The following is a 22,485-nucleotide window of genomic DNA, read 5'->3' as shown; positions in this document are numbered from 1 at the left end:
GCGGGCCGGTCGCTGTCAGGTCCCACCGGCACCGCGTCCCGGCGCGTCCCGTTCCGGCTGCCGGGCCGGCACCGCCGCACGGACCCGATCGGGTTTGTTGGCACCCCTGGCCGGTACTCCACAGTCCGAGGCGCGACCCACCGGACGGGTCGGTGCACCACCCGACGGGCCGGTGACGCCGACGCCGCGCCGGTGCCGGCCTGGCGGTCGCCTCCCGGGGCGTCAGGCAGCCGTTCGGCGCACCAGGTCGACGAACCACTGGTGCAGGCGCCGGTCGCCGGTCAGTTCCGGATGGAAGGCGGTGGCGACCGCGTTCCCCTGCCGGACCGCGACGATCCGGCCGGCCGCCGGGCCGTCGCTCACCCGCCCGAGCACCTCCACCCCGTCGGCGACCCGCTCGACCCAGGGCGCCCGGATGAAGACGGCGTGGAAACTCGGGCCCGGAATGCCGGCGATCTCCACCGGCGCCTCGAAGGAGTCGACCTGCCGGCCGAACGCATTGCGCCGGACGGTCATCTCGATGCCGCCGAAGCTCTGCTGGTCGGGGCGGCCGTCCAGCACCTCGGTCGCCAACATGATCATCCCGGCGCAGGAGCCGTAGACCGGCATGCCCGCGCCGACGCGCTTGCGGATCGGGTCGAGCAGGTCGAACGTCTCGGCCAGCTTGCTGATGGTGGTCGACTCGCCACCCGGAACCACGAGGCCGTCGAGCTGTTCCAGCTCCTCCGGCCGGCGGACCGGCCGTGCCGCCGCACCCGAGGCGGTCAGCGCGGCCAGATGCTCGCGTACGTCCCCCTGCAGCGCCAGGACGCCGACCGCCACCCCCGCCCCACTCACCAACCCGCCGCCCGCTCGCGACTGCGGGGCTCGCAAACCCGGCTCACTCCTCGCACTCACCAACCCCGCTCCGCCAGGCGGTGCGGCACCGGGATGTCGTCCACGTTGATCCCGACCATCGCCTCGCCGAGCCCGCGCGACACCTTGGCCAGCACGTCCGGGTCGTCGTAGAAGGTGGTGGCCTTGACGATCGCGGCGGCCCGCTGCGCCGGGTTACCGGACTTGAAGATCCCGGAGCCGACGAAGACCCCCTCCGCGCCGAGTTGCATCATCATCGCCGCGTCCGCCGGAGTGGCGATGCCGCCCGCGGTGAAGAGCACCACCGGCAGCTTCCCGGTCTCGGCCACCTCCCGGACCAGCTCGTACGGCGCCTGCAACTCCTTGGCGGCGACGTAAAGCTCGTCGGTGGGCAGCGAGCCGAGGCGGCGGATCTCGTCACGGATCTTGCGCATGTGCGTGGTGGCGTTGGAGACGTCGCCGGTGCCGGCCTCGCCCTTGGAGCGGATCATCGCCGCTCCCTCGGTGATCCGGCGCAGCGCCTCGCCCAGGTTGGTGGCGCCGCAGACGAACGGCACGGTGAAGGCCCACTTGTCGATGTGGTTGGCGTAGTCCGCCGGGGTCAGCACCTCGGACTCGTCCACGTAGTCCACGCCCAGCGCCTGGAGCACCTGCGCCTCGACGAAGTGCCCGATCCGGGCCTTGGCCATCACCGGGATGGAGACCGCGTTGATGATGCCGTCAATCATGTCCGGGTCGCTCATCCGGGAGACGCCGCCCTGGGCCCGGATGTCGGCGGGTACCCGCTCCAGCGCCATCACCGCGACCGCACCGGCGTCCTCGGCGATCTTCGCCTGCTCGGCGGTGACCACGTCCATGATCACGCCACCCTTGAGCATCTCGGCCATACCCCGCTTGACCCGCGCGGTGCCGACCACTCCGGTGGCGCTGACAGTCTGCTCTCCAGCCGCGGTCGACTGGTCGGAACCGGACTGGGCGGTGGATTCGGACACGGCGTTCTCGCTCCTCGACAGTGGTTCGGGCGGGGTGGATTCGCACTCGATGCTACGCGGAGTTCAACGCCGGGCCGACAGCCAATCAGACCCCGGGTGGCCTGCCCTGTGGCCCGGCTCACGCCCCCGCCGAAGGCACTGCCGGCGCGGAGGTCAGCCGACCGAGAGCTCCGGTCGGCTGCTCAGGATCGGGTCGTCGATGTCGAAATAGCGCGGCCGCTCGTGCTTGCGGGCCATCCGGAACAGGCGTACGACGGGGCGGCGTCGCAGGGACAGCGCGTCGCGTACCAGGTCGGTGTGCACCTGACGGGCCAGCGCGAGCCGCCGGCTGGCCCCGATCACCGCCGCCGCAACCGGCTCCTCCGGATCCAGCGGGCTGGACCGCAGTTGCCGGGTCAGGTCGTTCTCGGCGGCCTCCCGCTCGTCACCCTCGGCGTCCAGCGCGATCCGGGACGCCGCGTACAGCTCCAGCGCGTACCGCTCCTCGGCCAGCACCGCGGCGGCCGCTGCCCGGCGGAGCAGGTGCGCGTCCAGCGCGCGGGCCGCCGACCGCACCCGGACGTGCATCCGGTCGACCCGGGCCGCGATCCAGATCAGGTACGCCGTCACCAGGACGACCGCCACGGCGACGCCCACCACCCACCACATGCCCGGCATCGTAGTGCGGCCCCACTTCCGTCTCCCCCTGCACGTCACTGTCCCCGGCCGGCTCGCGATCCGGCCAACCGTCCCCGGCCGGGGACGATCCGGCCGGAGCGGTACGGTCCGGTGCGACGGGCACGATCCGGCCCGGCGGTGCCGAACCGCGCGTCCGCCCCGTACCGCACCCGACCGGCTCGGCGCGACCGGTTCCGGCTCAGGTTGGCCCGATCCACTCCTCGTCCAGCACCCGACCATCGGTTGCCTCGATCGCCGTGGCGTACACCTCGAGAACCCGGCGGGCGACCGTCGGCCAGTCGAAGCCCTCGACCACCTCCCGGGCGCAGGCCGACAGCTCGGTCCGGCGCACCGGGTCGTCGAGCAGACGCGCCAGGGTACGCCGCAGCGCCGCCGCGTCCCCGGTGGGAAAGAGCTCCCCGGCCCGACCCCCGTCCAGCACCCGGCGGAAGGCGTCCAGGTCGCTCGCCACCACCGTCGCCCCGGCGGCCATCGCCTCGGTCAGGATCATCCCGAAGGATTCACCGCCGGTGTTCGGCGCGACGTAGAGGTGCACGCTCCGAAGCATGCGCGCCTTGTCCGGTTCGGAAACCTGGCCGAGAAAGGTGATCCGGTCCCGCAGTCCCTCCGGTACGCCCTCGTGCAGCTCAGCCACGTCGCCCGGGCCGGCGACCAGCAGCCGCAGCCCCGGACGCTCGGACGCCAGCCCGACGAACGCCTCCCGGAGCACCGCGAAGCCCTTCCGTGGCTCGGTGAACCGGCCGAGGAAGCCCAGCGTGCCGCCCTCGCCCGGCCCGCACGGCCCCGGCCACCCGGGCAGCGGCTCCGTGTCGGCGAACTTCGCCACCGCCACCCCGTTGGGGATCTCCACCGCGCCGCCGCCGAGATGCTCGACCTGGACCTTGCGGGCCAGTGCGCTCACCGCGATCCGGGCGGTGATCCGCTCCACGGCGAACTGCAACACCCCCTGCGCGGCGGCCAGCGCCCGGGACCGGGTCATCGCGGTGTGGAAGGTGGCGACCACCGGCCCCCGGGCGGAGAGCACAGCGAGCAGCGAGAGGCTGAGCGTGAACGGTTCGTGCACGTGCAACACGTCGAACCGGCCCCGGGCCAGCCAGCGCCGCACCCGGGCCGTGGAGACCGGCCCGAAGCTGATCCGGGCGACCGACCCGTTGTACGGCAGCGGCACCGACCGGCCGGCCGGCACCACGTACGGCGGCAGCGGCGAGTCCTCGTCCGCCGGTGCCAGCACGCTCACCTCGTGGCCGAGCCCGATCAGCGCCTCGGCGAGGTCGACCACGTGGTTCTGCACCCCGCCGGGGACGTCGAAGGAGTACGGACACACGATGCCGATCCGCACTGCGCCTCCCCCTCAGGCCGGCTCGGAGATCGACGGGGTGCTCTCCGCTGTCCCCGGCCCCACTCCGGCCGGACCCGCCGACCCGGCGCCCCTGGCCGGCTCGTCGATCCACACCCGTTGCAGCATGTGCCAGTCTTCCGGACGCTGCGCAATGCCCTCGGCCAGGTGGTCGGCGATCCGCTGGGTCAGCGCCCGGACCCGCTGGTCGAGCGGGCCGGTGTCCGGTGCCGGCACCTCGAGCGGCCCGGTCAGCCGGCCTCGTGGACCGGCCGGGTCGTACCAGAGCGCCGCCACGTAGAGCGGGGCGCCGGTCCGGATCGCCAGCAGTGCCGGGCCGGCCGGCATCCGGGCCCGGCCGCCGAAGAACCGCACCTCCACACCGCGCGCCGACAGGTCCCGGTCGGCGAGCAGCGGGACGAGGTAGCCGGCGGTGACCCGCTCGGCCAGTACGTCGAAGGGTGCTCGGGTGCCGCCGTGGGTGGGCAGGATCTCCATGCCGAGCCGGCGTCGGAAATCGAGGAAGCGCTCGAACACGCCCTCCGGCTTGAGCCGTTCCATCACGGTGGCGATCGGCCAGCCGTTCGCGGCCACCCAGGCGCCGGCGGCGTCCCAGTTGCCGGAGTGCGGCAGCGCCACCACCGCGCCCCGGCCGGCCGCCATGTCGGCGGCGAGCAGCTCCTCGCCGTCGAGCCGGAAGTCGTCGCGGAGCTGCTCCCGGCTGCGGGACGGCAGCCGGAACACGTCGAGCCAGTAGCGGGCGTACGAGCGCATGCCGCGGCGGACCAGCTCCGCCAGGGCGGGCTCCGGCAGCTCGGGGCCGACCACCCGGCGCAGGTTGCCGGCGAGCCGGAGCGTCCCCGGGCCACCCCGGCGGTACGCCTGGTCGGCGGCGGCCCGGAACAGCGCCGCCGCGGCCGGCCGGGGCAGCGCGCGTACGGCCCGCCAGCCGGCGAGGTAGGCGAACTCGACCGGGGTCACCGGCCGGCCCGCCGCACTCTCACGCGGCCACCCGCCCGGGCACACCCGCGCGTCCGGACCGGCGCACTGCTCCGGCACGCCCGGGCCGGGTCACGCGTCCACGCCCGTCTCGGCGCGCTGCGCCTGCCGCCAGACGTGCGTCATCCGCTGCCCGACGGTGAAGACCGAGACGGCGGCGAGCAGCCAGAGCGCGGTGACCAGCGCCCAGTCCAGCCCGAGGCCGGTGAGCAGCCCGCCGACCCCGACGATGAGCAGCCGCTCGGTCCGCTCGGCGATCCCGACGTTGCAGGTCATCCCGAGCCCCTCGGCCCGGGCCTTGACGTACGAGACGAGGCTGCCGGCGACCAGGCAGATCAGCGCGGCGGCGACCCCGACGCGGTCGTCCTGGGTGGCCAGCCAGTACGCGACGGCGCCGAAGACCGCGCCGTCGGAGACCCGGTCCATGCTCGAGTCGAGGAAGGCACCGAACCGGCTCGACCCGCCGCGCATCCGGGCCATCGTGCCGTCGAGCAGGTCGGTGAGGGCGAAGAAGGTCACCACGAGCGCCCCGGCCACCAGGTAACCCCGGGCACCGAGCACGATCGATCCGACCACCACGCCGAGCGTCCCGGTCACGGTGACGGCGTTGGGCGTCACCCCGACCCGCAGCAGGGTCCGGGCGATCGGTTCGACGATTCGGGTCATGCCGGCCCGGGCCGACACCTGGAAGATCTTCGCCATGGCCGTCCCACCATAACGGGCCGCGAACGGCGACGGTACGCCCGGTGGCGCCTAGTTCACGCCGCAGGCTTGTGTCACGACTTGTACGGGTGTGAGATCGGAGCAGGGGACGTGACGTCGCTCACCTGTCACCCGGCACGTCTCCGGCAGCACGGCAGGCCACCCGAGGATATCGCCGCGGAGTCGCCAGGGCAGCTCCCCCGTCGCGCGCGGCGGTCGCCACCAACCACCGGCTTAGGGAGGTGCGCCCCGATGGCGCAGAAGAGTCAGGAGAAAGGGGTCACCGGCCCGGCGCCGGTGGTGGACGAGCCCGGCAGGGTTCGCAACGTGGTGCTCGTCGGCCACTCCGGGGCGGGGAAGACGACCCTGGTCGACGCCCTGCTGGCGGCGACCGGCACGATCTCGCGGTCCGGTGCGGTGACCGAGGGCACCACGGTGTGCGACCACGACCCGGCGGCAGTACGCCAGCAGCGCTCGATCAGCCTGGCCTGCGCGCCGCTCCAGTACGACAACGTCAAGGTCAACCTGCTGGACACCCCCGGCTACGCGGACTTCGTCGGCGAACTCCGCGCCGGGCTGCGCGCGGCGGACGCCGCGCTCTTCGTCGTCTCGGCGGTGGACGGGATGGACGGGGCGACCGCCGCGCTCTGGCAGGAGTGCGCCGCCGTCGGGATGCCCCGGGCCGTCGCGGTCACCCGGCTGGACCACCAGCGGGCCGACCTCGACGAGACGGTGGCGCTCTGCCAGCGGGTCTTCGGCGACAACGTACTCCCGCTCTACCTGCCGATGCTCGACGACGAGGGCGTCGACGTGGTCGGCCTGATGGGTCTGATCACCCGCCGGGTCTTCGACTACTCCGCCGGACTGCCAGCGGCGGTCCGCGACCCGGATCCGGAGCACCTGCCGGCGATCGGCGACGCCCGCAACGAGCTGATCGAGGGCATCATCGCGGAGAGCGAGGACGAGACCCTGCTGGACCGCTACCTCGGCGGCGAGGAGATCGAGGTGCAGGTCCTGATCGACGACCTGGAGAAGGCCGTCGCCCGGGGACACTTCTATCCGGTGGTGCCGGTCTGCGCCGAGACCGGGCTCGGCATCGACGCCCTGCTGGAGCTGCTGACCTCGGCGTTCCCGACCCCGCTGGAGCACGACCTGCCCACCGTCACCGGCGTCGACGGCGCACCGCAGCCGCCGCTGAGCTGCGATCCGGACGGCCCGCTGGTGGCCGAGGTGGTCAAGACCACCATCGACCGGCACGTCGGCCGGGTCTCCCTGGTCCGGGTCTTCTCCGGCACGCTCCGACCCGACCTGGTGGTGCACGTCTCCGGGCACGGCATGGCCGAGCGCGGCCATCCGGACCACGACGCCGACGAGCGGATCTCGCACATCTACTCCCCGCTCGGCGCCGCGCTGCGCGAGGTGCCGTACTGCGTGGCCGGCGACATCTGCGCGATCACCAAGTCGGGTACGGCGGAGACCGGCGACACCATCTCGGCCAAGGACCACCCGCTGCTGATCGAGCCGTGGGAGATGCCCGAGCCGCTGCTGCCGGTGGCGATCGTCGCGAAGAGCCGGGCCGACGAGGACGCGCTGGCCAAGAACCTGGCCCGGCTGGTTGCCGGTGACCCGACGATGCGGCTGGAACGCAACCCGGAGACCCATCAACTGGTGCTCTGGTGCATGGGCGAGGCGCACGCCGAGGTGGTGCTCGACCGGCTCCGCGGCGGCGGGGTGGATCTGGATACCGAGCCGGTACGGGTGGCGCTGCGCGAGACCTTCGCGGTGGCCTCGAAGGGGCACGGCCGGCACGTGAAGCAGTCCGGCGGGCACGGCCAGTACGCGGTCTGCGACATCGAGGTGGAACCGCTGCCCCGGGGCGAGGGGTTCGAGTTCGCCGACCGGGTGGTCGGCGGCGCCGTGCCGCACAACTACATCCCGTCGGTGGAGAAGGGTGTACGCACCCAGATGGGCCGGGGCATCGTCGCCGGCTATCCGGTGGTGGACCTGAAGGTGACCCTGGTGGACGGCAAGGCACACAGCGTCGACTCGTCCGACGCCGCCTTCCAGACCGCCGGCTCGCTGGCGCTGCGCGACGCGGCGGAGAAGGGGCAGGTCACGCTCCTGGAGCCGGTGGACGAGGTGGTGGTACGGGTGCCCGACTCCAACGTCGGCGCGGTGATGAGCGACATGTCCGGTCGGCGGGGCCGGGTGCTCGGCACCGAGCCGGACCCGGCCGGCAGCGACCACACCCTGGTCCGGGCCGAGGTTCCGGCGACCGAACTGATCCGGTACGCCGTGGAACTCCGCTCGATGACCGCCGGCGGCGGCACCTTCCGGCGCTCCTTCGCGCGTTACGAGCCGATGCCGACGCACCTGGCCGACCAGATCCGCAAGGAGCACAGCGCGTCCGGCCGGTGACCGCCCGAGGTGCCCTCCCCGGGTCGTCGGGGAGGGGCACCTCGCGTCACAGCGTGCCGAGCAGCCGCTCCACCTCGGCGACCTGGTCGGCCGGGAGCGGCCCGTGTGCCAGCGCGCCCTGGGTCAGGGTACGGCCGTCCGAGGCGAGCACGTCCCGGACGGCGGCCACCCGGGCCAGGAACGGGTGGCCGCCGACAATCCGCTGGACTCCACCCAGGACGGCTGCCGATCATCGGTACATGAAGATCGGAATAGACATCGGTGGAGTCGTCGTCCAGCAGGTGGACCGGCTCTATCCGGAGGACCAGACGACCGGCCCGGAGCCGATATCCGCCGACCCGCCGGCGGGCCCGGAGACCGAGGACACCGCGCTGCTCGCGGACTTCCGGCGTACCCCGCCGATGCCGGGGGCGTTCGAGGCGGTGGCCGCGCTGGTGGCCGAGATGTTCGGCGAGCACGTGTACCTGGTGTCCAAGTGCGGTGAACGGGTCGAGCGGCGTACCCGGCTGTGGCTGGAACACCACGGGTTCTATCCGCGTACCGGGGTCCGGCCCGAGAATGTGCACTTCTGCCGTACCCGGCAGGGCAAGGCGCCGATCGCCGCCGCGCTGGGTCTGACGCACTTCGTCGACGACCGGCTGGAGGTGCTCTCCTACCTGGAGACCGTGCCGCACCGCTACCTCTTCCGCCCCAGGGAACCCGAGGTACGCAGCCACCGCTCCCACCTGGCGGCGGTTCGCCGGGTCGAGTCCTGGCCGGAACTGATGGCACTGATCGGCGGTACCGATCAGACAGGTGTTCGAATATCCTGACCGTGGGTATCCGGCCGGTGAGGAGGTCGGGATGACACCGCTGCTGCGCGCCGCCCTGGAGTACGCCGCCGCCGGCGTACCCGTGCTGCCCCTGCACTCCCCGACCGCGACCGGCTGCACGTGCCGCCGGCCCGACTGCGACCGCCCCGGCAAGCATCCCCGCTGGCACCGCAGCCTGCTCCGGCACGGCCTGCACGACGCGAGCACCCGCGCCGAGGTGATCCGGCAGTGGTGGACCCGCTGGCCGGGGGCCAACCTGGCACTGCGTACCGGTGACCGGTTCGACGTCTGCGACGTCGACCCGCCGGACGGGGTCGCCGCGCTGCGCGCCCTGGTCCGGGCCCACCGGATCACCGGGCCGGTGGTCCGGACCGGCTCCGGCGGCTGGCACCTCTACCTGCGCCCGACCGGCGCCGGCAACCGGAGCGGGCTGCTGCCCGGCGTCGACTGGCGCGGAGCCGGCGGCTACGTCGTCGCCCCGCCGTCCCGGCACGCCAGCGGCCGGGACTACCGCTGGTTCCGCCCGCCGGACGTCCCGCTCGTCGACTGCCCGCCGGAGCTGACCGAGCTGCTCTTTCCGCCGGCGCCTCCGCCCCGTGCCGTGACCGGCGGCGCCGACCGGGTACGGCACCCCGACCGGTACGCCGGCGCCGCGCTCGCCGCCGAGGCCAGCACCGTGGCCGCTGCGGTGACCGGTACCCGCAACACCACGCTCTACCGGGCGGCATACCACCTCGGGCAGCTCGCCGCGCTGGATCTGCTCGACGATCACGACATCACCGCGGTACTGGCTGACGCCGCTGCCCGCAGCGGACTCGGCCGGTACGAGACCGCCCGGACGATCCGGTCCGGGCTGCGTACCGGCCATCGGCATCCCCGGCACGGCCTCGCCGCCTAGCAGCGCCGCCGGCCGTCGGCGCACCACTCCATCCGGCTGCCTGTCGGCGACCGGCAGATGTCTGCTGGGCGACCTGTCGAGCTGCCCCGCTTGTGCGCCCACCCCGCCATCCTGCGCCGTCCCGGTCGTCGCGCCGGATGCTCGGCAGGAACCGCGACCGCGACACAGCCGAACCGGGCGACGTCGCTCCTGCTGAAGCCTGCGCCCCGGCTACGCACCCAGCTCGACAGTCTGCACAACGACCACCTTCCCGCCGGGTCAGTCAGCCGCCGAAGGCGGGACGAGCAGCCGATGGGACCGGTCCAGGGCGAGTCGGACCGGGTCGGTGGCGTCAGGGTACCAGCCGCGGGCGAGGCCGGCTCTGACCAGCCGTTCGACCAGGCCGGGCCGTACCGGTGTCGGCGCCGGTTCGCCGGGCTCGTCCGCGGTCGAACCGAGCCGGAGCCAGCCGTCCCCGAAGGGCACCCGCACCTCCAGCGGCCGGCCGCGGCCCGACCCGGCCCACCAGATCCGCACCACGACATGCCCCGGGCCCGCCCCGGCCACCACCCACAGATAGTCGACGCCGTCGACCCGGATCCGCCGCTTCCGCCGACCGGCCACCGCCGAAGCCTACCGATGCCGCCGCATCCCACCGAGACACCGCAGTCGGCCGGCGGACCTGGGGGTCCGCCAGCCGTCCGCGTCTCAGCCGACCGGCGCGGACCAGGCGGTGGCAAGCAGGGTACGGGTGTCGGCGAGCAACTGGGGCAGCACCTTGGTCCGGGCGATCACCGGCATGAAGTTGGCGTCCCCGCCCCACCTCGGCACCACGTGCTGGTGCAGGTGGGCGGCGATGCCGGCGCCGGCCACCCCGCCCTGGTTCATCCCGATGTTGAAGCCGTGCGCGTTGCTGACCCGCCGGACCACCCGCATCGCCGCCTGGGTGCAGTCGGCCAGCTCGGCCGTCTCCCCGGCGTCCAGCTCGGTGTAGTCGGCGACGTGCCGGTACGGGCAGACCAGCAGGTGCCCGGGGTTGTACGGATAGAGGTTGAGCACCACGAAGACCAGCTCGCCCCGGTGCACCACGAGATTCTCCTCGCCCTCCCGCTCCGGGGCGAGGCAGAACGGGCAGCCGGCCGGCTTCTCGTGCCCCTCCCCCGGCCGGTCCGGACCGGAGATGTAGGTCATCCGGTGCGGGGTCCAGAGCCGATCGAGCCCGTCGGGCATACCGAGTTCCGCGTGGGGCGCCGCGCCTGTCACGCCGACGATCCTACGACCAGCGCAACCGGCGGGACCGACCCGGACCGGCCGGTGGTGCCGCTAGGCGACCGGTTCCGCGCTGGGCCCGGTGTTGACCCGGGACCGGACCACCTCCACGACGTGCGCCACCGCGTCGGCGAGCGGTACGCCGTTGCGCTGCGAACCGTCCCGGTAGCGGAACGAGACCGCCCCGGCGTCCACGTCGGCGTCCCCGGCGATCGCCATGAACGGGATCTTCTGCTGCTGAGCGGTACGGATCTTCTTCTGCATCCGGTCGTCCGAGGTGTCCACCTCGGCGCGGATACCCTCGGCGCGCAGCGCGGCGACGAACCCGTGCAGGTGGGTGGCGTGCTCCTCCCGGATCGGGATGCCGACCACCTGCACCGGGGCCAGCCAGGCCGGGAAGGCCCCGGCGTAGTGCTCGGTCAGCACCCCGAAGAACCGCTCGATCGAGCCGAAGAGCGCCCGGTGGATCATCACCGGCCGCTGCCGGGTGCCGTCCGCGGCCTGGTACTCCAGGCCGAACCGCTCCGGCTGGTTGAAGTCGACCTGGATGGTGGACATCTGCCAGGTACGCCCGATGGCGTCCTTGGCCTGCACGCTGATTTTCGGCCCGTAGAAGGCCGCGCCGCCCGGATCCGGCACCAGGTCGAGCCCGGACGCCTCGGCGGCGGTACGCAGCGCCTCGGTCGCCTCCGCCCAGTCCTCGGCCGAGCCGATGAACTTCGGCGACTCGTCCCGGGTCGACAGCTCCAGGTAGAAGTCGTCCAGTCCGTAGTCGCGGAGCAGGTCGAGGACGAACGCCAGCAGCGTGGTCAGCTCGCCCGGCATCTGCTCCCGGGTGCAGTAGATGTGCGAGTCGTCCTGGGTCAGCCCGCGTACCCGGGTCAGCCCGTGCACCACGCCGGACTTCTCGTACCGGTAGACGGTGCCGAACTCGAAGAGCCGCAGCGGCAGCTCCCGGTACGACCGCCCGCGCGCCCGGAAGATCAGGTTGTGCATCGGGCAGTTCATCGCCTTGAGGTAATATTCCGCGCCCTCGAACCTCATCGGCGGGAACATGGTGTCGGCGTAGTACGGCAGGTGCCCGGAGGTCTCGAAGAGCTGCGCCTTGGTGATGTGCGGGCTGTTCACGAACTCGTAGCCGGCCGCCTCGTGCCGCCGCCGCGAGTAGTCCTCCAGCTCCCGCCGGATGATCCCGCCCTTGGGGTGGAAGACCGCCAGGCCGGAGCCGATCTCGTCGGGGAAGCTGAACAGGTCCAGCTCGGCGCCGAGCTTGCGGTGGTCGCGCCGGGCCGCCTCCTCCAGCACCTTCAGGTACGCCTTCAGCGCGTCCCGGGTCGGCCAGGCGGTGCCGTACACCCGCTGGAGCTGCGGGTTGCGCTCGTTGCCCCGCCAGTACGCGGCGGCCGAGCGCATCAGCTTGAACGCGCCGATCAGCCGGGTGCTGGGCAGGTGCGGCCCCCGGCACAGGTCGGACCAGCAGACCTTGCCGCTCTCGGCGTCCAGGTTGTCGTAGATGGTGAGGTCGCCGGCACCGACCTCCATCACCTCGCCCGCGTCCAGCCCGGCGCCGCCGCCCTCGGTCCCCGCGCCCTTGACCTCGATCAATTCCAGCTTGAACGGCTCGTCGGCCAGCTCGGTGCGGGCCGCGTCCAGGCTGTCGAAACGGCGCCGCCGGAACCGCTGGCCGGACTTGACGATCTCCTGCATCCGCTTCTCCAGCCGGTCGAGATCCTCCGGCTGGAACGGGCGGTCGACGTCGAAGTCGTAGTAGAAGCCGTTCTCGATCGGCGGGCCGATCCCGAGCTTGGCCTCCGGGAAGGTGTCCTGGACGGCCTGGGCCAGCACGTGCGCGGTCGAGTGGCGCAGTACGTTCAGCCCGTCCGGCGAGTCCAGCCGTACCGGCTCGACCACGGTCTCCGCCTCGGGCGCCCAGTCCAGGTCGCGGAGCTGGCCCGCCGGGTCGCGGACCACCACGATCGCCCCGGGGCCGGCGTGCGGCAGACCCGCCGCGGCCACCGCCTCGGCCGCCGTCGTCCCGGCCGGGACGACGACGGGGTCGGCACCGACAGGGGTACGGGGTTGGGACACGGTGGCTCCTTACGATCTTGGACGAATCGGACGTCCCGACGGGATCGGCTTGCCCAGATGCTATCGGTCCTGCGTTTTCCTCCTGCCGGCGCCGCTACCTCGGCGTTAGATTGACGCCGTGGCACCCGTGGACGCCGTGAGCGCACTACAGCGTAGATACCAGACCTTCTTCGGCACCGGGCCGGGCGTACCGTTCGCGGTGGCACCGGCCGGTGGGTCGGTGCGGACCTTCGGCACCGGCGAACCGCAGTTCACCATCGTGGTCAAGGACGATCGGGGCGCCAAGGCGCTGGCCGCGCTCGACCAGTTCGCCGTCGCCGTGGCCTACCTACAGGGGTCGCTGGACGTCGAGGGCGACCTGGCCGCGGCGCTGCGGATGCGGTCGTTCTTCACCGACCGGCATCCGATCGCCTTCCTCGGCCGGTTCGTGCCGGCGCTGCTGCGCGGACGGCGGGAGGACGACCGACGCGCCATCTCGCACCACTACGACGAGGACTCCGACTTCTTCCTGACCTTCCTCGACCACCGGCACCGCTGCTACACCGAGGGGGTCTTCGCCTCGGACGACGAGCCGCTGGAAGACGCGATGACCCGCAAGATGGACCTGGCGCTGGAGGCGATCGGGGTCGGCCCCGGCGACCACGTGCTGGAGGTCGGCGGCGGCTGGGGCGCGTTCAGCGAGCACGCCGCCCGCAAGGGGGTACGGGTCACCACCACCACGCTGTCGGTGGAGTCGGAGCGCTTCCTCACCGACCTGTTCGACCGCGAGCGGCTGCCGGTGCGGGTGGTCCGGGAGCACATCTTCGGCTACTCCCCCGGCGAGCGCTTCGACGCGATCGTCAACATGGGGGTCACCGAGCACCTGCCCGACTACCGGACGACGCTGCGCAAGTACGCCGAACTGCTCCGCCCGGGCGGTCGGGTCTACCTGGACGCGCTGGCAATGCGCCGCAAGCACATCGTCTCCACCTTCATGAAGCGGTACGTCTATCCGGGTGGCTCGGCCCCGCTGCTGTTGCACCAGTATCTGCGGCACGTGGCGCACTCGCCGTTCGAGCTGCTCAACCTGGTCGACGACCGGCACAACTACTACCTGACCTGCCGGGAGTGGGCCCGCCGGCTGGACGGTGCCCGGGACGAGATCGTGCGCCGCTGGGGCGAACCGCTGTACCGGCGGTTCCGGCTCTTCCTCTGGGGTTCGGCGGCCGGCTTCGACACCGGGATGGTCCAGGCGTACCGCTGGGTGCTGCAACTGCCGCCGGCCCGCTGAGCCGGGGCCGGACGGGGGCGGCCGTCGGTCCGTTATCGGATCGTTATCGCAGTCCGGATGCCCGTGGGAGCGCTCCCGAATAGGGTCGGGCACGAGCCGGTAACGACGGTCATCGATCACCGCGGTCACCGTACGGCGGGGAGCGGCGCCGGACGTGCGGAACCTGCCGCCGGAAGGACCTCCCGTGCGTACCCGACCCACCGCCGCACTGCTCACCGCCGCCCTGCTGACCCTGGTCGGCGTCGGTCTCGGCGCGCCCGCCCCGCCGGCCGCGGGCGCCGCCGCGCTGCCCTACCAGGACCCGGCGCTGCCGGTCGCCACCCGGGTCGACGACCTGCTCGCCCGGATGAGCCTGGACGAGAAGCTCGGCCAGATGACCCAGGCCGAGCGCGCCTCGGTCACCCCGGCCGACGTCACCAGCTACCGGCTCGGCTCGGTACTCTCCGGCGGCGGCTCCGCGCCGACCCCGAACAATGCCACGAGCTGGGCCGACATGTACGACCGGTTCGCCAACGCCGCCCTCGGCACCCCGCTGGGCATCCCGATGATCTACGGCTCCGACGCCGTGCACGGGCACAACAACGTGGTCGGCGCGACGATCTTCCCGCACAACATCGGCCTCGGCGCCACCCGCGACCCGGAACTGGTCCGGCGGATCGGCCGGGCCACCGCCGAGGAGGTCGCCGGCACCGGGGTGAACTGGACCTTCGCCCCCTGCCTCTGTGTGGCCCGCAACGACCGCTGGGGCCGCAGCTACGAGTCGTTCGGCGAGGACCCGGCGCTGGTCAGCTCGATGACCAGCGTGATCGACGGTCTCCAGGGCGACTCGCTGGCCGGCCCGGCATCGGTACTGGCCACCGCCAAGCACTACCTCGGCGACGGCGGCACCACGAACGGCACCGACCAGGGCAACACCGAACTCTCCGAGACCGAGTTGCGGGCCGTGCACCTGCCGCCGTTCGCCGAGGCGGTCCGCCGGGGCGTCGGCTCGGTGATGATCTCGTACAGCAGTTGGAACGGGCAGAAGCTGCACGGACACGACTACCTGATCAACGGCCTGCTCAAGGGCGAACTCGGCTTCGACGGCTTCGTGGTCTCCGACTGGAACGGCATCGACCAGCTCGACGGCGCAACCGGGTTCACCGCGGCCGAGGTACGCCAGGCGGTCAACGCCGGCATCGACATGGTGATGGTCCCGACCGGCTGGCGGCAGTTCATCGGCCACCTGCGCGCCGAGGTGCAGGCCGGCCGGGTGAGCCAGGCCCGGATCGACGACGCCAACCGGCGGATCCTGACGAAGAAGTTCGAGCTGGGCCTCTTCGAACGGCCGCTGGCCGACCGGTCGTACACCTCGACCGTGGGCAGCGCGACGCACCGGGCGCTGGCCCGGGAGGCGGTGGCCGCCTCGCAGGTGCTGCTGAAGAACGACGGCGGCATCCTGCCGCTGTCCACCGCGAACAACCGGATCTTCGTGGCCGGCAAGAGCGCTGACAACATCGGGTACGCCAGCGGCGGCTGGACCGTCTCCTGGCAGGGCGGCAGCGGGGCGATCACCCCCGGCACCACCATCCTGCAGGGGATCCGGAACGCGGTCGCCTCCTCCAGCACGGTCACCTACCACGCCGGCGGCACCGGCATCGACAGCTCGTACCGGGCCGCGATCGCGGTGGTCGGCGAGACGCCGTACGCGGAGGGGCGCGGGGACCGGCCGAGCGGGATGGGACTGGACGCCACCGACCTGGCCACCCTGGACCGGCTGCGCGCCTCCGGGGTTCCGGTGATCGTGGTGCTGGTCTCCGGCCGACCGCTGGACATCGCCGCCCAGTTGCCGAACTGGCGCGCCCTGCTCGCCGCCTGGCTGCCCGGCACCGAGGGCGCAGGGGTGGCCGACGTGCTGTTCGGGGTACGCCCGGCCACCGGCAGGCTACCGGTGAGCTGGATGAGCAGCGCCGGCCAGCAGCCGATCAACGACGGCGACGGCAAGACGCCACTCTTCCCGTACGGCTACGGACTCGGCTACGCCTGAGCTGGAGGTTCGCAATCCGGGCGGACCGCCGCACCAACCACCGATTCACCCGACTTGCCATGGGCAGTACGGTCATCAGGTGGCCACCGTCCTCCTGGTCGAAGACGACCATGTCGTACGCGGCGCCATGCTGCGCTCCCTGGCCGACCGCGGGCACGCGGTGCACGCGGTCGGCACGGCGCTCGATGCGCTGCGCCGGGTCGCCGCGGAAACCCCCGACCTGGTCGTACTCGACCTCGGGCTGCCGGACCTGGACGGCGCCGACGCGCTGCGGATGCTGCGCGGCATCACCGACGTACCGATCATCATCGCCACCGCCCGGGACGACGAGCAGGCGATCGTCCGGCTGCTCCGGGCCGGCGCCGACGACTACATGGTCAAACCGTTCACCGGTGCCCATCTGGACGCCCGGATCACCACGGTGCTCCGCCGGGTCGGCCGGGCGAGCCGGACGGTCGAGCCGGCCGTACACTCCGTCGGCGGGCTGCGGATCGACGTCGGCGAACGGAGTGCCCTGCTCGACGGGGTGCCCCTGGCGCTGACCCGCAAGGAGTTCGACCTGCTGGCCTATCTCGCGGCGCGGCCCGGCCGGGTAGTGTCCCGCCGGGAACTGTTGGAGGAGGTATGGCGGCAGCCATCGGTCGGCGAGGATCAGACCATCGACGTACATCTGTATTGGCTCCGCCGCAAAATGGGCGAGTCCGCGGCGAAGCCCCGCTACCTGCGCACCGTGCGGGGGGTCGGGTTCCGGTTGGTGGTACCGGACTGAGGTTGGCGCTGGCCTACCTCGGGGCCGGCATGACCACCATCGTCGCGCTCGCCTTCCTGATCCCGCTCGGCACGGCGCTGCAACGCGACGCCCGCGAGGACGCGCTCGGCGAGGCCGCCCGGCGCAGCGCAGTGGTCACCGGCGCGCTGGCGGTCACCGCCGATCCGGCGGCGCTGCGCCGAGTCGTCGAGTCGACCGCCGGCAACACCGGCAGTGCACCGGTCGTGCACGGCCTGTCGCTCGGTGGCGACCCCCGGGCCGCCGCCGGCGACGTCGACCGGGCGATCCGGACCGGCACGCCGGTCGTCGCCGAGGTCTCCGGTGGCGTGGTCCGGCTCGAACCGGTACCGGTCGCCGGCCGGGTGCTGGTGGTCGAGGTCTTCGTCTCCGAGGCGGCGCTGAGCGCCGGTACCGGCGGCACCTGGCTGATGCTGATCCTAGTGGCGATCGGCCTGGTGATCGCCTCGGTGATCGTGGTGGACCGGCTCGCGGGCAAGGCCGTCGCCTCGGCCCGGGGGCTGGTGCAGGCGGCGCTGGCCGTCGGCGACGGCGACCTGGACGTGCGGATCCAGCCGAGCGGGCCCCGCGAACTGGCCGAGGCCGGGTACGCCTTCAACCGGATGGCGGACCGGCTGGTCACCTCCCGCACCGACGAACGGGAACTCGTCGCCGACCTGTCGCACCGGCTGCGTACCCCGCTGACCGTGCTGCGGCTCGACGCCGACGCGCTCGACTCCGACGACACCAGCGTCGGCTCGTTCAGCGCGGCCGAGCTGGACCGCCGCCGGACGATCCGGCGGATCCGGCAGGCGATCGTGACGCTGGAAGGCGAGATCGACGTACTGATCAACACGACCCGGAAGACGGTCGCCCAGGAGGCGGCGCCGGGAAGCTGTGACGTCAGCGAGGTGGTCCGGGACCGGATGGTCTTCTGGTCGGCGCTGGCCGGCGACCAGAACCGGTCGCACCGGGTCATCGGCGCACACACCCGGATCCCGGTGCCGGTGCCCCGGGCGGAGTTGGCCGCCGCGCTGGACGCGGTGCTGGGCAACGTCTTCCGGTACACCCCGCAGGGCACCGCGTTCGAGGTCGCGGTCACCCGCCGGGACGGCTACATCGCGGTCCGGGTGGACGACGCCGGGCCCGGCATCGCCGACCCGGACCGGGCGCTGCGCCGGGGGACCAGCGACCGCGGCTCCACCGGGCTCGGCCTGGACATCGCCCGCCGGGTGGCCCAGCAGGCGAACGGCTCGGTCAGCATCGACCGAGCCCGGCTCGGCGGGGCGAGCGTGGTCATGCTGCTGGCCGACCCGGACGCCGCGCCCCGGCAGGTGAGCCGGTTCGGGCTGGTCGGCCGGCTGGCCCGGGAGAAGGACGCGGTCACCCGCCGCCGCTGGTCCCGGCCGCGCTCCTCCGGCGACTGACCGGCATCCGCCCGGCGCCGACCGGCACCCCACCGAGCTGAGCCGCTACTCGGCCGGGACGCCGCACTTTCGGCCGGATCCGGCGTCCCCGCACTTCCGGCCCCGCACTCCCGGCCGGATCCGGCGTCCCCACACTTCCAGCCCCGCACTTCCGGCCGGATCTGGCGTGCCGTAACGAGTTTCTGGTTCCGCGCAAGTCTTCCTTAGGTCTGGATTAACGCCCGTCCGCGTGCCCTGCGGCGGTGGCAACATCAAACGCGATCCCATCCCGCTCCACCGGGCCACTACCCACAGATGTTTGCCCCAACCCCGGCCCGTGGAGCCTGGCGCGCGGCGGAAGCACGGTCCCCCACACCTGGTTTCCGCCGCGCGCCGATAAGAACGGCTGAGGTCGGGCCGGCGTACCGCCGCGATGCGCGCGGGACGTACCGGTCGATCGCGGCCCCATGATCGCTGACCCGGCGCGGCCGCCCGCAGCACCCCGCGCCGGGTCAGCCTGTCTCCGCCGACCGGCCATCCGGGTCAGGACCGGTGTGCGGCCAGGTAGGCGTCGATCTCGGCGATCAGCTTGTCCCGCTCCGGCGCCGCCAGGAACGAGGCGGTGACGGCGTTGCGGGCCAGCCCGGCCAGCCCGGCGGCGTCGAGGTCGAGCAGCCGGGCGGCGACGGCGTACTCGTCGTTGAGGGTGGTGCCGAACATCGGCGGATCGTCGGAGTTGACCGTGACCAGCAGGCCGGCCTCGACCAGCCGGGGCAGCGGGTGCTCCTCGATCGCGCCGACCGCCCGGGTCCGGACGTTGGAGGTCGGGCAGACCTCCAACGGGATCTGCCGCTGCGCCAGGTGCTCCAGCAGCGCCGGGTCCTGGGCCGCCGAGATGCCGTGCCCGATCCGCTCCGCGCCCAGTTCGCGCAGCGCGTCCCAGATGGTCCCCGGCCCGGTGGTCTCGCCGGCGTGCGGTACGGAGCGCAGCCCGGCCGCCCGGGCCTGGTCGAAGTACGGCTTGAACTGCGGCCGCGGCACGCCCACCTCCGGACCGCCGAGCCCGAAGCTGACCAGCCCGTCCGGTCGCTCGTCGAGGGCGATCCGCAGGGTCTGCTCGGCCGCCGGCAGCCCGGCCTCGCCGGGAATGTCGAAGCACCAGCGCAGCGAGATACCGAGTTCGGTCTCGGCGGCCCGCCGGGCGTCCTCGATCGCCTCGCAGAACGCCGGGGCGGGGATCCCGCGGTGCACGTGCGAGTACGGCGTGACCGTCAGCTCCGCGTACCGGACCTGCTGGCGGGCGAGTTCCCGGGCCACCTCGAAGGTGAGCAGCCGGACGTCCTCCGGGTCCCGGATCAGGTCGACCACGCTCAGGTAGATCTCGACGAAGTGGGCGAAGTCGCGGAACTCGAAGTAGGCGGCGAGGGCCTCCGGATCCGCCGGTACCCGACTCCGGCCCTCGTGCCGGGCGGCCAACTCCGCGACGATGCGCGGCAGCGCGGAGCCGACGTGGTGCACGTGCAGCTCCACCTTGGGCAGTCCGGCGATGAAGGTCGAAAGGTCGGTCACGGAAACTCCCTACTGACGTGCGCCGGTACGGGCGACGAAGAAGACGCGGTGGAACGGAAACTGCACCAACCCGTGCCGGACCGGGTACGCCTCGACCAGTCGCTCGTTCAGCGCGGCCCGGAAGTCGTCCCAGGCCGTACCCGCGCCGCCCAGCGCGGCCCGGACCGGACGCAGCGCCGTCCCCTCCATCCAGCTCAGCACCGGATGGTCGGCGGCGCCGGGGGTGGCCGGGAGCAGGTGCACGTAGGTAGTTTCCCAGGCGTCGACGGCGCAGTTCGCACCGGTCAGCAGGTCGGCGTAGCCGGCCGCGTCGGAGACCGGCGCGGCCCGGAGCAGGTCGGCGACCAGGTGCCGCCAGCGCGGGGCTTCGGCCACCTCCCGCAGCGCGCGGTGCGAGGCGGCGTCGAAGTTGCCCGGCACCTGCACCGCGAGCCAGCAGCCGGGGGTCAGCTCGCGGGCCCAGCGCAGCAGCAACTCCCCGTGCCCGGGCACCCACTGCAAGACGGCGTTGGAGACCACCACGTCGACCTCGGGCCCGGGCGACCAGGTCCGGGCGTCGGCCACCGCGAACTCGACCCGGGAACGGCCGTCAGGACCGGTCCCGGCCGGCGAGTCGGCGCCGGTGGCGGCGGCGATCATCTCCGGTGACGAGTCGAGCCCGACGACCCGGGCGGTCGGCCAGCGGGCCGGCAGGGTTGTGGTGAGGTGACCGGGACCGCAGCCGAGGTCGACCACTGTCCGGGGTCGCTCGGTGGCGACCCGGGCGACCAGGTCGTGGAAGGGCCGCGAGCGTTCGTCGCCGTACCGGAGATAGCTGGCCGGGTCCCACATGACTCTCCTCCAAAACCGTACGTACGTCTTGTTTACCATACCGGCACAGTGCCGCCCCGGTGGGCCCGAATTCGGCGCGGGATAGGCTCGCCGGCGTGGAAAAGCGGAGATTCCCGCGGTTGAACCGCGAGGTCGGCGTGGTCGGGCTCGGCGCCTGGCAGCTCGGCGCCGACTGGGGCCAGGTCAGCGAGTCCGCGGCCCTGGCGGTGCTGACCGCCGCCGTCGAGGACGGAGTCACCTTTCTGGACACCGCCGACGTCTACGGCGACGGGCGCAGCGAGCAACTGATCGGCCGGTTCCTGCGCGAGCGGCCGGACGCCGGGCTCACCGTCGCCACCAAGATGGGTCGCCGGGTGCCACAGACGCCGGACGCGTACGTGCTGGAGAACTTCCGGGCCTGGACGGACCGGTCCCGGGCGAACCTCGGGGTCGACGTGCTCGACCTGGTGCAGTTGCACTGCCCGCCCACACCGGTCTTCTCCGCCGACGCCGTCTACGACGCCCTGGACACCCTGGTCGCGGAGGAACGCATCGCGGCGTACGGGGTCAGCGTGGAGACCTGCGACGAGGCGCTGGCCGCGATCGCCCGCCCCGGGGTGGCCAGCGTGCAGATCATCCTCAACGCGCTGCGGCACAAGCCGGTCGAGCGGGTACTCCCGGCCGCCCTCGCCGCCGGGGTCGGCATCATCGCCCGGGTGCCGCTCGCCAGCGGCCTGCTCTCCGGCCGCTACGACGAGCAGACCACGTTCCCCAGCGACGACCACCGCAACTACAACCGGCACGGGGAGTCGTTCGACGTCGGGGAGACGTTCTCCGGGGTTGACTACAAGACCGGGCTGGAGGCCGTACGGCGACTGCGCCCGGCGGTGCCGCCGGGGGCAACGATGGCACAGTTCGCGCTCCGCTGGATCCTCGACCAGCGCGGCGTCACGGTGGTCATCCCCGGCGCCCGCAACGCCGAACAGGCCCACTCGAACGTCGCCGCCGCCGCGCTCGCGCCGCTGTCGGCCGAGGCGACGGCCACGGTGGACGCGGTCTACGCCGAACTGGTCCGCCCGCAGGTGCACGACCGCTGGTAGCACGATCGGCCGGAGCGTGCGGCGTCCCGCGAGGCGACGTGCGTTCCGGCCCGCCGTGCGGTTGGCTGGGTGCGACGGGTTGGTCGCGGAACGGATGCAACCGGTTCGCGGCGGAGCAGACGTGACCGGTTCGGCGCGGCGGCGGTGCGACCGGTTCGGCGCGCAGAGGCGCGACGTCGTCGTGGAGAGGAGCAACGAAACAGATGAAGGGGTGGCTCCCGCTCACGCTTGGGCTACTGGCCGTCGTCGTCGGCGCCGTGTGGACGCTGCAGGGGCTGGGCCGACTCGGCGGCAGTGTGATGACCGGCGAACCGCTCTGGGCCGTGATCGGGCCGGCGGTGGTGGTCGCCGGGCTGGTGCTGGTGGTGCTGGGCCTGCGCGCCCGTGGCCGGGGCAGGCCCTCCTGACCGGCGGACCGGTGCCGCCGGGTCGCACCGGATACGCGTCGAGCCCCGCGGGGCGCGGGGCTCGACGTGGATCCCAAAGCAATCGAAACTCGGGCCGGCGGGGGC

The 22,485-nt window shown here is 73.0% G+C and carries 21 protein-coding genes; 9 read left to right on the top strand and 12 right to left on the bottom strand.

Going from position 1 to position 22,485, the window contains the following annotated elements:
- Positions 1 to 222 precede the first annotated feature (222 nt).
- From pdxT to pgsA, 6 genes are all read right to left on the bottom strand, one after another.
- A complete protein-coding gene (gene pdxT / locus R6Y94_RS19595; RefSeq protein ID WP_318397323.1) occupies positions 223 to 837 on the bottom strand; it encodes a pyridoxal 5'-phosphate synthase glutaminase subunit PdxT in 615 nt (204 codons plus the stop codon).
- Positions 838 to 893: 56 nt separating this feature from the next.
- Positions 894 to 1,772, bottom strand: coding sequence for a pyridoxal 5'-phosphate synthase lyase subunit PdxS (gene pdxS / locus R6Y94_RS19590; RefSeq protein WP_318397504.1), 879 nt, complete (start codon positions 1,770 to 1,772; stop codon positions 894 to 896).
- 228 nt (positions 1,773 to 2,000) lie between these two features.
- Entirely contained in the window at positions 2,001 to 2,504 is a 504-nt protein-coding gene (locus R6Y94_RS19585; RefSeq protein WP_318397322.1) for a hypothetical protein, read from the bottom strand.
- Positions 2,505 to 2,703: 199 nt separating this feature from the next.
- Entirely contained in the window at positions 2,704 to 3,864 is a 1,161-nt protein-coding gene (locus tag R6Y94_RS19580; RefSeq protein ID WP_318397321.1) for a glycosyltransferase family 4 protein, read from the bottom strand.
- 12 nt (positions 3,865 to 3,876) lie between these two features.
- Positions 3,877 to 4,842: a phosphatidylinositol mannoside acyltransferase gene (locus tag R6Y94_RS19575; RefSeq protein ID WP_318397320.1), complete on the bottom strand. Its 966-nt coding sequence runs from the start codon at positions 4,840 to 4,842 to the stop codon at positions 3,877 to 3,879.
- Between the two features lie 90 nt (positions 4,843 to 4,932).
- Complete coding sequence (pgsA, locus tag R6Y94_RS19570) at positions 4,933 to 5,562, bottom strand: phosphatidylinositol phosphate synthase (RefSeq protein ID WP_318397319.1); 630 nt, start codon at positions 5,560 to 5,562, stop codon at positions 4,933 to 4,935.
- 252 nt (positions 5,563 to 5,814) lie between these two features.
- On the opposite strand from pgsA, the gene R6Y94_RS19565 reads away from it, so the two are divergent.
- A complete protein-coding gene (locus R6Y94_RS19565; protein ID WP_318397318.1) occupies positions 5,815 to 7,980 on the top strand; it encodes an elongation factor G-like protein EF-G2 in 2,166 nt (721 codons plus the stop codon).
- 46 nt (positions 7,981 to 8,026) lie between these two features.
- Here the strand turns inward: R6Y94_RS19565 and R6Y94_RS19560 are convergent, their stop codons facing one another.
- On the bottom strand, positions 8,027 to 8,149 hold the full coding sequence (locus R6Y94_RS19560) for a hypothetical protein (protein WP_318397317.1): 123 nt from the start codon (positions 8,147 to 8,149) through the stop codon (positions 8,027 to 8,029).
- 70 nt (positions 8,150 to 8,219) lie between these two features.
- On the opposite strand from R6Y94_RS19560, the gene R6Y94_RS19555 reads away from it, so the two are divergent.
- Together R6Y94_RS19555 and R6Y94_RS19550 are read left to right on the top strand one after the other, a co-directional pair.
- Positions 8,220 to 8,792, top strand: a complete 573-nt coding sequence (locus tag R6Y94_RS19555) for a hypothetical protein (RefSeq protein ID WP_318397316.1) — start codon at positions 8,220 to 8,222, stop codon at positions 8,790 to 8,792.
- A gap of 31 nt (positions 8,793 to 8,823) precedes the next feature.
- Positions 8,824 to 9,690 (top strand): bifunctional DNA primase/polymerase, encoded by an 867-nt coding sequence (locus tag R6Y94_RS19550; RefSeq protein WP_318397315.1) that lies wholly within the window; start codon positions 8,824 to 8,826, stop codon positions 9,688 to 9,690.
- A gap of 258 nt (positions 9,691 to 9,948) precedes the next feature.
- Here R6Y94_RS19550 and R6Y94_RS19545 read toward each other — a convergent pair whose 3' ends face one another.
- From R6Y94_RS19545 to thrS, 3 genes are all read right to left on the bottom strand, one after another.
- Positions 9,949 to 10,293, bottom strand: coding sequence for a hypothetical protein (locus R6Y94_RS19545; protein ID WP_318397314.1), 345 nt, complete (start codon positions 10,291 to 10,293; stop codon positions 9,949 to 9,951).
- Positions 10,294 to 10,377: 84 nt separating this feature from the next.
- A complete protein-coding gene (locus tag R6Y94_RS19540) occupies positions 10,378 to 10,899 on the bottom strand; it encodes an HIT domain-containing protein (protein ID WP_318397503.1) in 522 nt (173 codons plus the stop codon).
- Between the two features lie 93 nt (positions 10,900 to 10,992).
- The gene (thrS, locus tag R6Y94_RS19535) at positions 10,993 to 13,026 is read right to left on the bottom strand and encodes a threonine--tRNA ligase (RefSeq protein ID WP_318397313.1); all 2,034 of its coding nucleotides are present in this window, start codon (positions 13,024 to 13,026) and stop codon (positions 10,993 to 10,995) included.
- 136 nt (positions 13,027 to 13,162) lie between these two features.
- Between thrS and R6Y94_RS19530 the strand changes: the two genes are divergently transcribed.
- From R6Y94_RS19530 to R6Y94_RS19515, 4 genes are all read left to right on the top strand, one after another.
- Positions 13,163 to 14,296 carry a class I SAM-dependent methyltransferase gene (locus R6Y94_RS19530; protein ID WP_318397312.1) on the top strand — a complete coding sequence of 378 codons (1,134 nt, stop codon included), beginning with the start codon at positions 13,163 to 13,165 and terminating at the stop codon, positions 14,294 to 14,296.
- 184 nt (positions 14,297 to 14,480) lie between these two features.
- Positions 14,481 to 16,322: a glycoside hydrolase family 3 protein gene (locus R6Y94_RS19525; RefSeq protein ID WP_318397311.1), complete on the top strand. Its 1,842-nt coding sequence runs from the start codon at positions 14,481 to 14,483 to the stop codon at positions 16,320 to 16,322.
- Positions 16,323 to 16,401: 79 nt separating this feature from the next.
- Positions 16,402 to 17,091, top strand: a complete 690-nt coding sequence (locus R6Y94_RS19520; protein WP_107262887.1) for a response regulator transcription factor — start codon at positions 16,402 to 16,404, stop codon at positions 17,089 to 17,091.
- A 29-nt stretch (positions 17,092 to 17,120) separates the two neighbouring features.
- Positions 17,121 to 18,515: a HAMP domain-containing sensor histidine kinase gene (locus R6Y94_RS19515; RefSeq protein ID WP_318397502.1), complete on the top strand. Its 1,395-nt coding sequence runs from the start codon at positions 17,121 to 17,123 to the stop codon at positions 18,513 to 18,515.
- A gap of 522 nt (positions 18,516 to 19,037) precedes the next feature.
- On the opposite strand, the gene R6Y94_RS19510 is transcribed toward R6Y94_RS19515, so the two are convergent.
- Both R6Y94_RS19510 and R6Y94_RS19505 read right to left on the bottom strand, forming a co-directional pair.
- Positions 19,038 to 20,063, bottom strand: coding sequence for an adenosine deaminase (locus tag R6Y94_RS19510; RefSeq protein ID WP_318397310.1), 1,026 nt, complete (start codon positions 20,061 to 20,063; stop codon positions 19,038 to 19,040).
- A gap of 9 nt (positions 20,064 to 20,072) precedes the next feature.
- Complete coding sequence (locus tag R6Y94_RS19505) at positions 20,073 to 20,894, bottom strand: trans-aconitate 2-methyltransferase (RefSeq protein WP_318397309.1); 822 nt, start codon at positions 20,892 to 20,894, stop codon at positions 20,073 to 20,075.
- Positions 20,895 to 20,989: 95 nt separating this feature from the next.
- Between R6Y94_RS19505 and R6Y94_RS19500 the strand changes: the two genes are divergently transcribed.
- Together R6Y94_RS19500 and R6Y94_RS19495 are read left to right on the top strand one after the other, a co-directional pair.
- The gene (locus tag R6Y94_RS19500) at positions 20,990 to 21,973 is read left to right on the top strand and encodes an aldo/keto reductase (RefSeq protein WP_318397308.1); all 984 of its coding nucleotides are present in this window, start codon (positions 20,990 to 20,992) and stop codon (positions 21,971 to 21,973) included.
- Positions 21,974 to 22,176: 203 nt separating this feature from the next.
- Complete coding sequence (locus R6Y94_RS19495; protein ID WP_318397307.1) at positions 22,177 to 22,380, top strand: hypothetical protein; 204 nt, start codon at positions 22,177 to 22,179, stop codon at positions 22,378 to 22,380.
- Positions 22,381 to 22,485 lie beyond the last annotated feature (105 nt).

The sequence above is a fragment of the Plantactinospora sp. KLBMP9567 genome (assembly GCF_033446045.1).
Classification (GTDB): domain Bacteria; phylum Actinomycetota; class Actinomycetes; order Mycobacteriales; family Micromonosporaceae; genus Plantactinospora.
Note: the sequence above shows the minus strand (reverse complement) of the source record. Positions and strands in the feature narration are given on the sequence as shown.

Bases quoted from the DNA above. Each gene is read 5' to 3' on its own strand.
- R6Y94_RS19550 (WP_318397315.1), top strand. From the start codon at position 8,824: ATGACACCGCTGCTGCGCGCCGCCCTGGAGTACGCCGCCGCCGGCGTA.
- R6Y94_RS19565 (WP_318397318.1), top strand. From the start codon at position 5,815: ATGGCGCAGAAGAGTCAGGAGAAAGGGGTCACCGGCCCGGCGCCGGTG.
- pgsA (WP_318397319.1), bottom strand. From the start codon at position 5,562: ATGGCGAAGATCTTCCAGGTGTCGGCCCGGGCCGGCATGACCCGAATC.
- R6Y94_RS19555 (WP_318397316.1), top strand. From the start codon at position 8,220: ATGAAGATCGGAATAGACATCGGTGGAGTCGTCGTCCAGCAGGTGGAC.
- R6Y94_RS19540 (WP_318397503.1), bottom strand. From the start codon at position 10,899: ATGCCCGACGGGCTCGATCGGCTCTGGACCCCGCACCGGATGACCTAC.
- R6Y94_RS19505 (WP_318397309.1), bottom strand. From the start codon at position 20,894: ATGTGGGACCCGGCCAGCTATCTCCGGTACGGCGACGAACGCTCGCGG.
- R6Y94_RS19515 (WP_318397502.1), top strand. From the start codon at position 17,121: ATGACCACCATCGTCGCGCTCGCCTTCCTGATCCCGCTCGGCACGGCG.
- R6Y94_RS19585 (WP_318397322.1), bottom strand. From the start codon at position 2,504: ATGCCGGGCATGTGGTGGGTGGTGGGCGTCGCCGTGGCGGTCGTCCTG.
- R6Y94_RS19495 (WP_318397307.1), top strand. From the start codon at position 22,177: ATGAAGGGGTGGCTCCCGCTCACGCTTGGGCTACTGGCCGTCGTCGTC.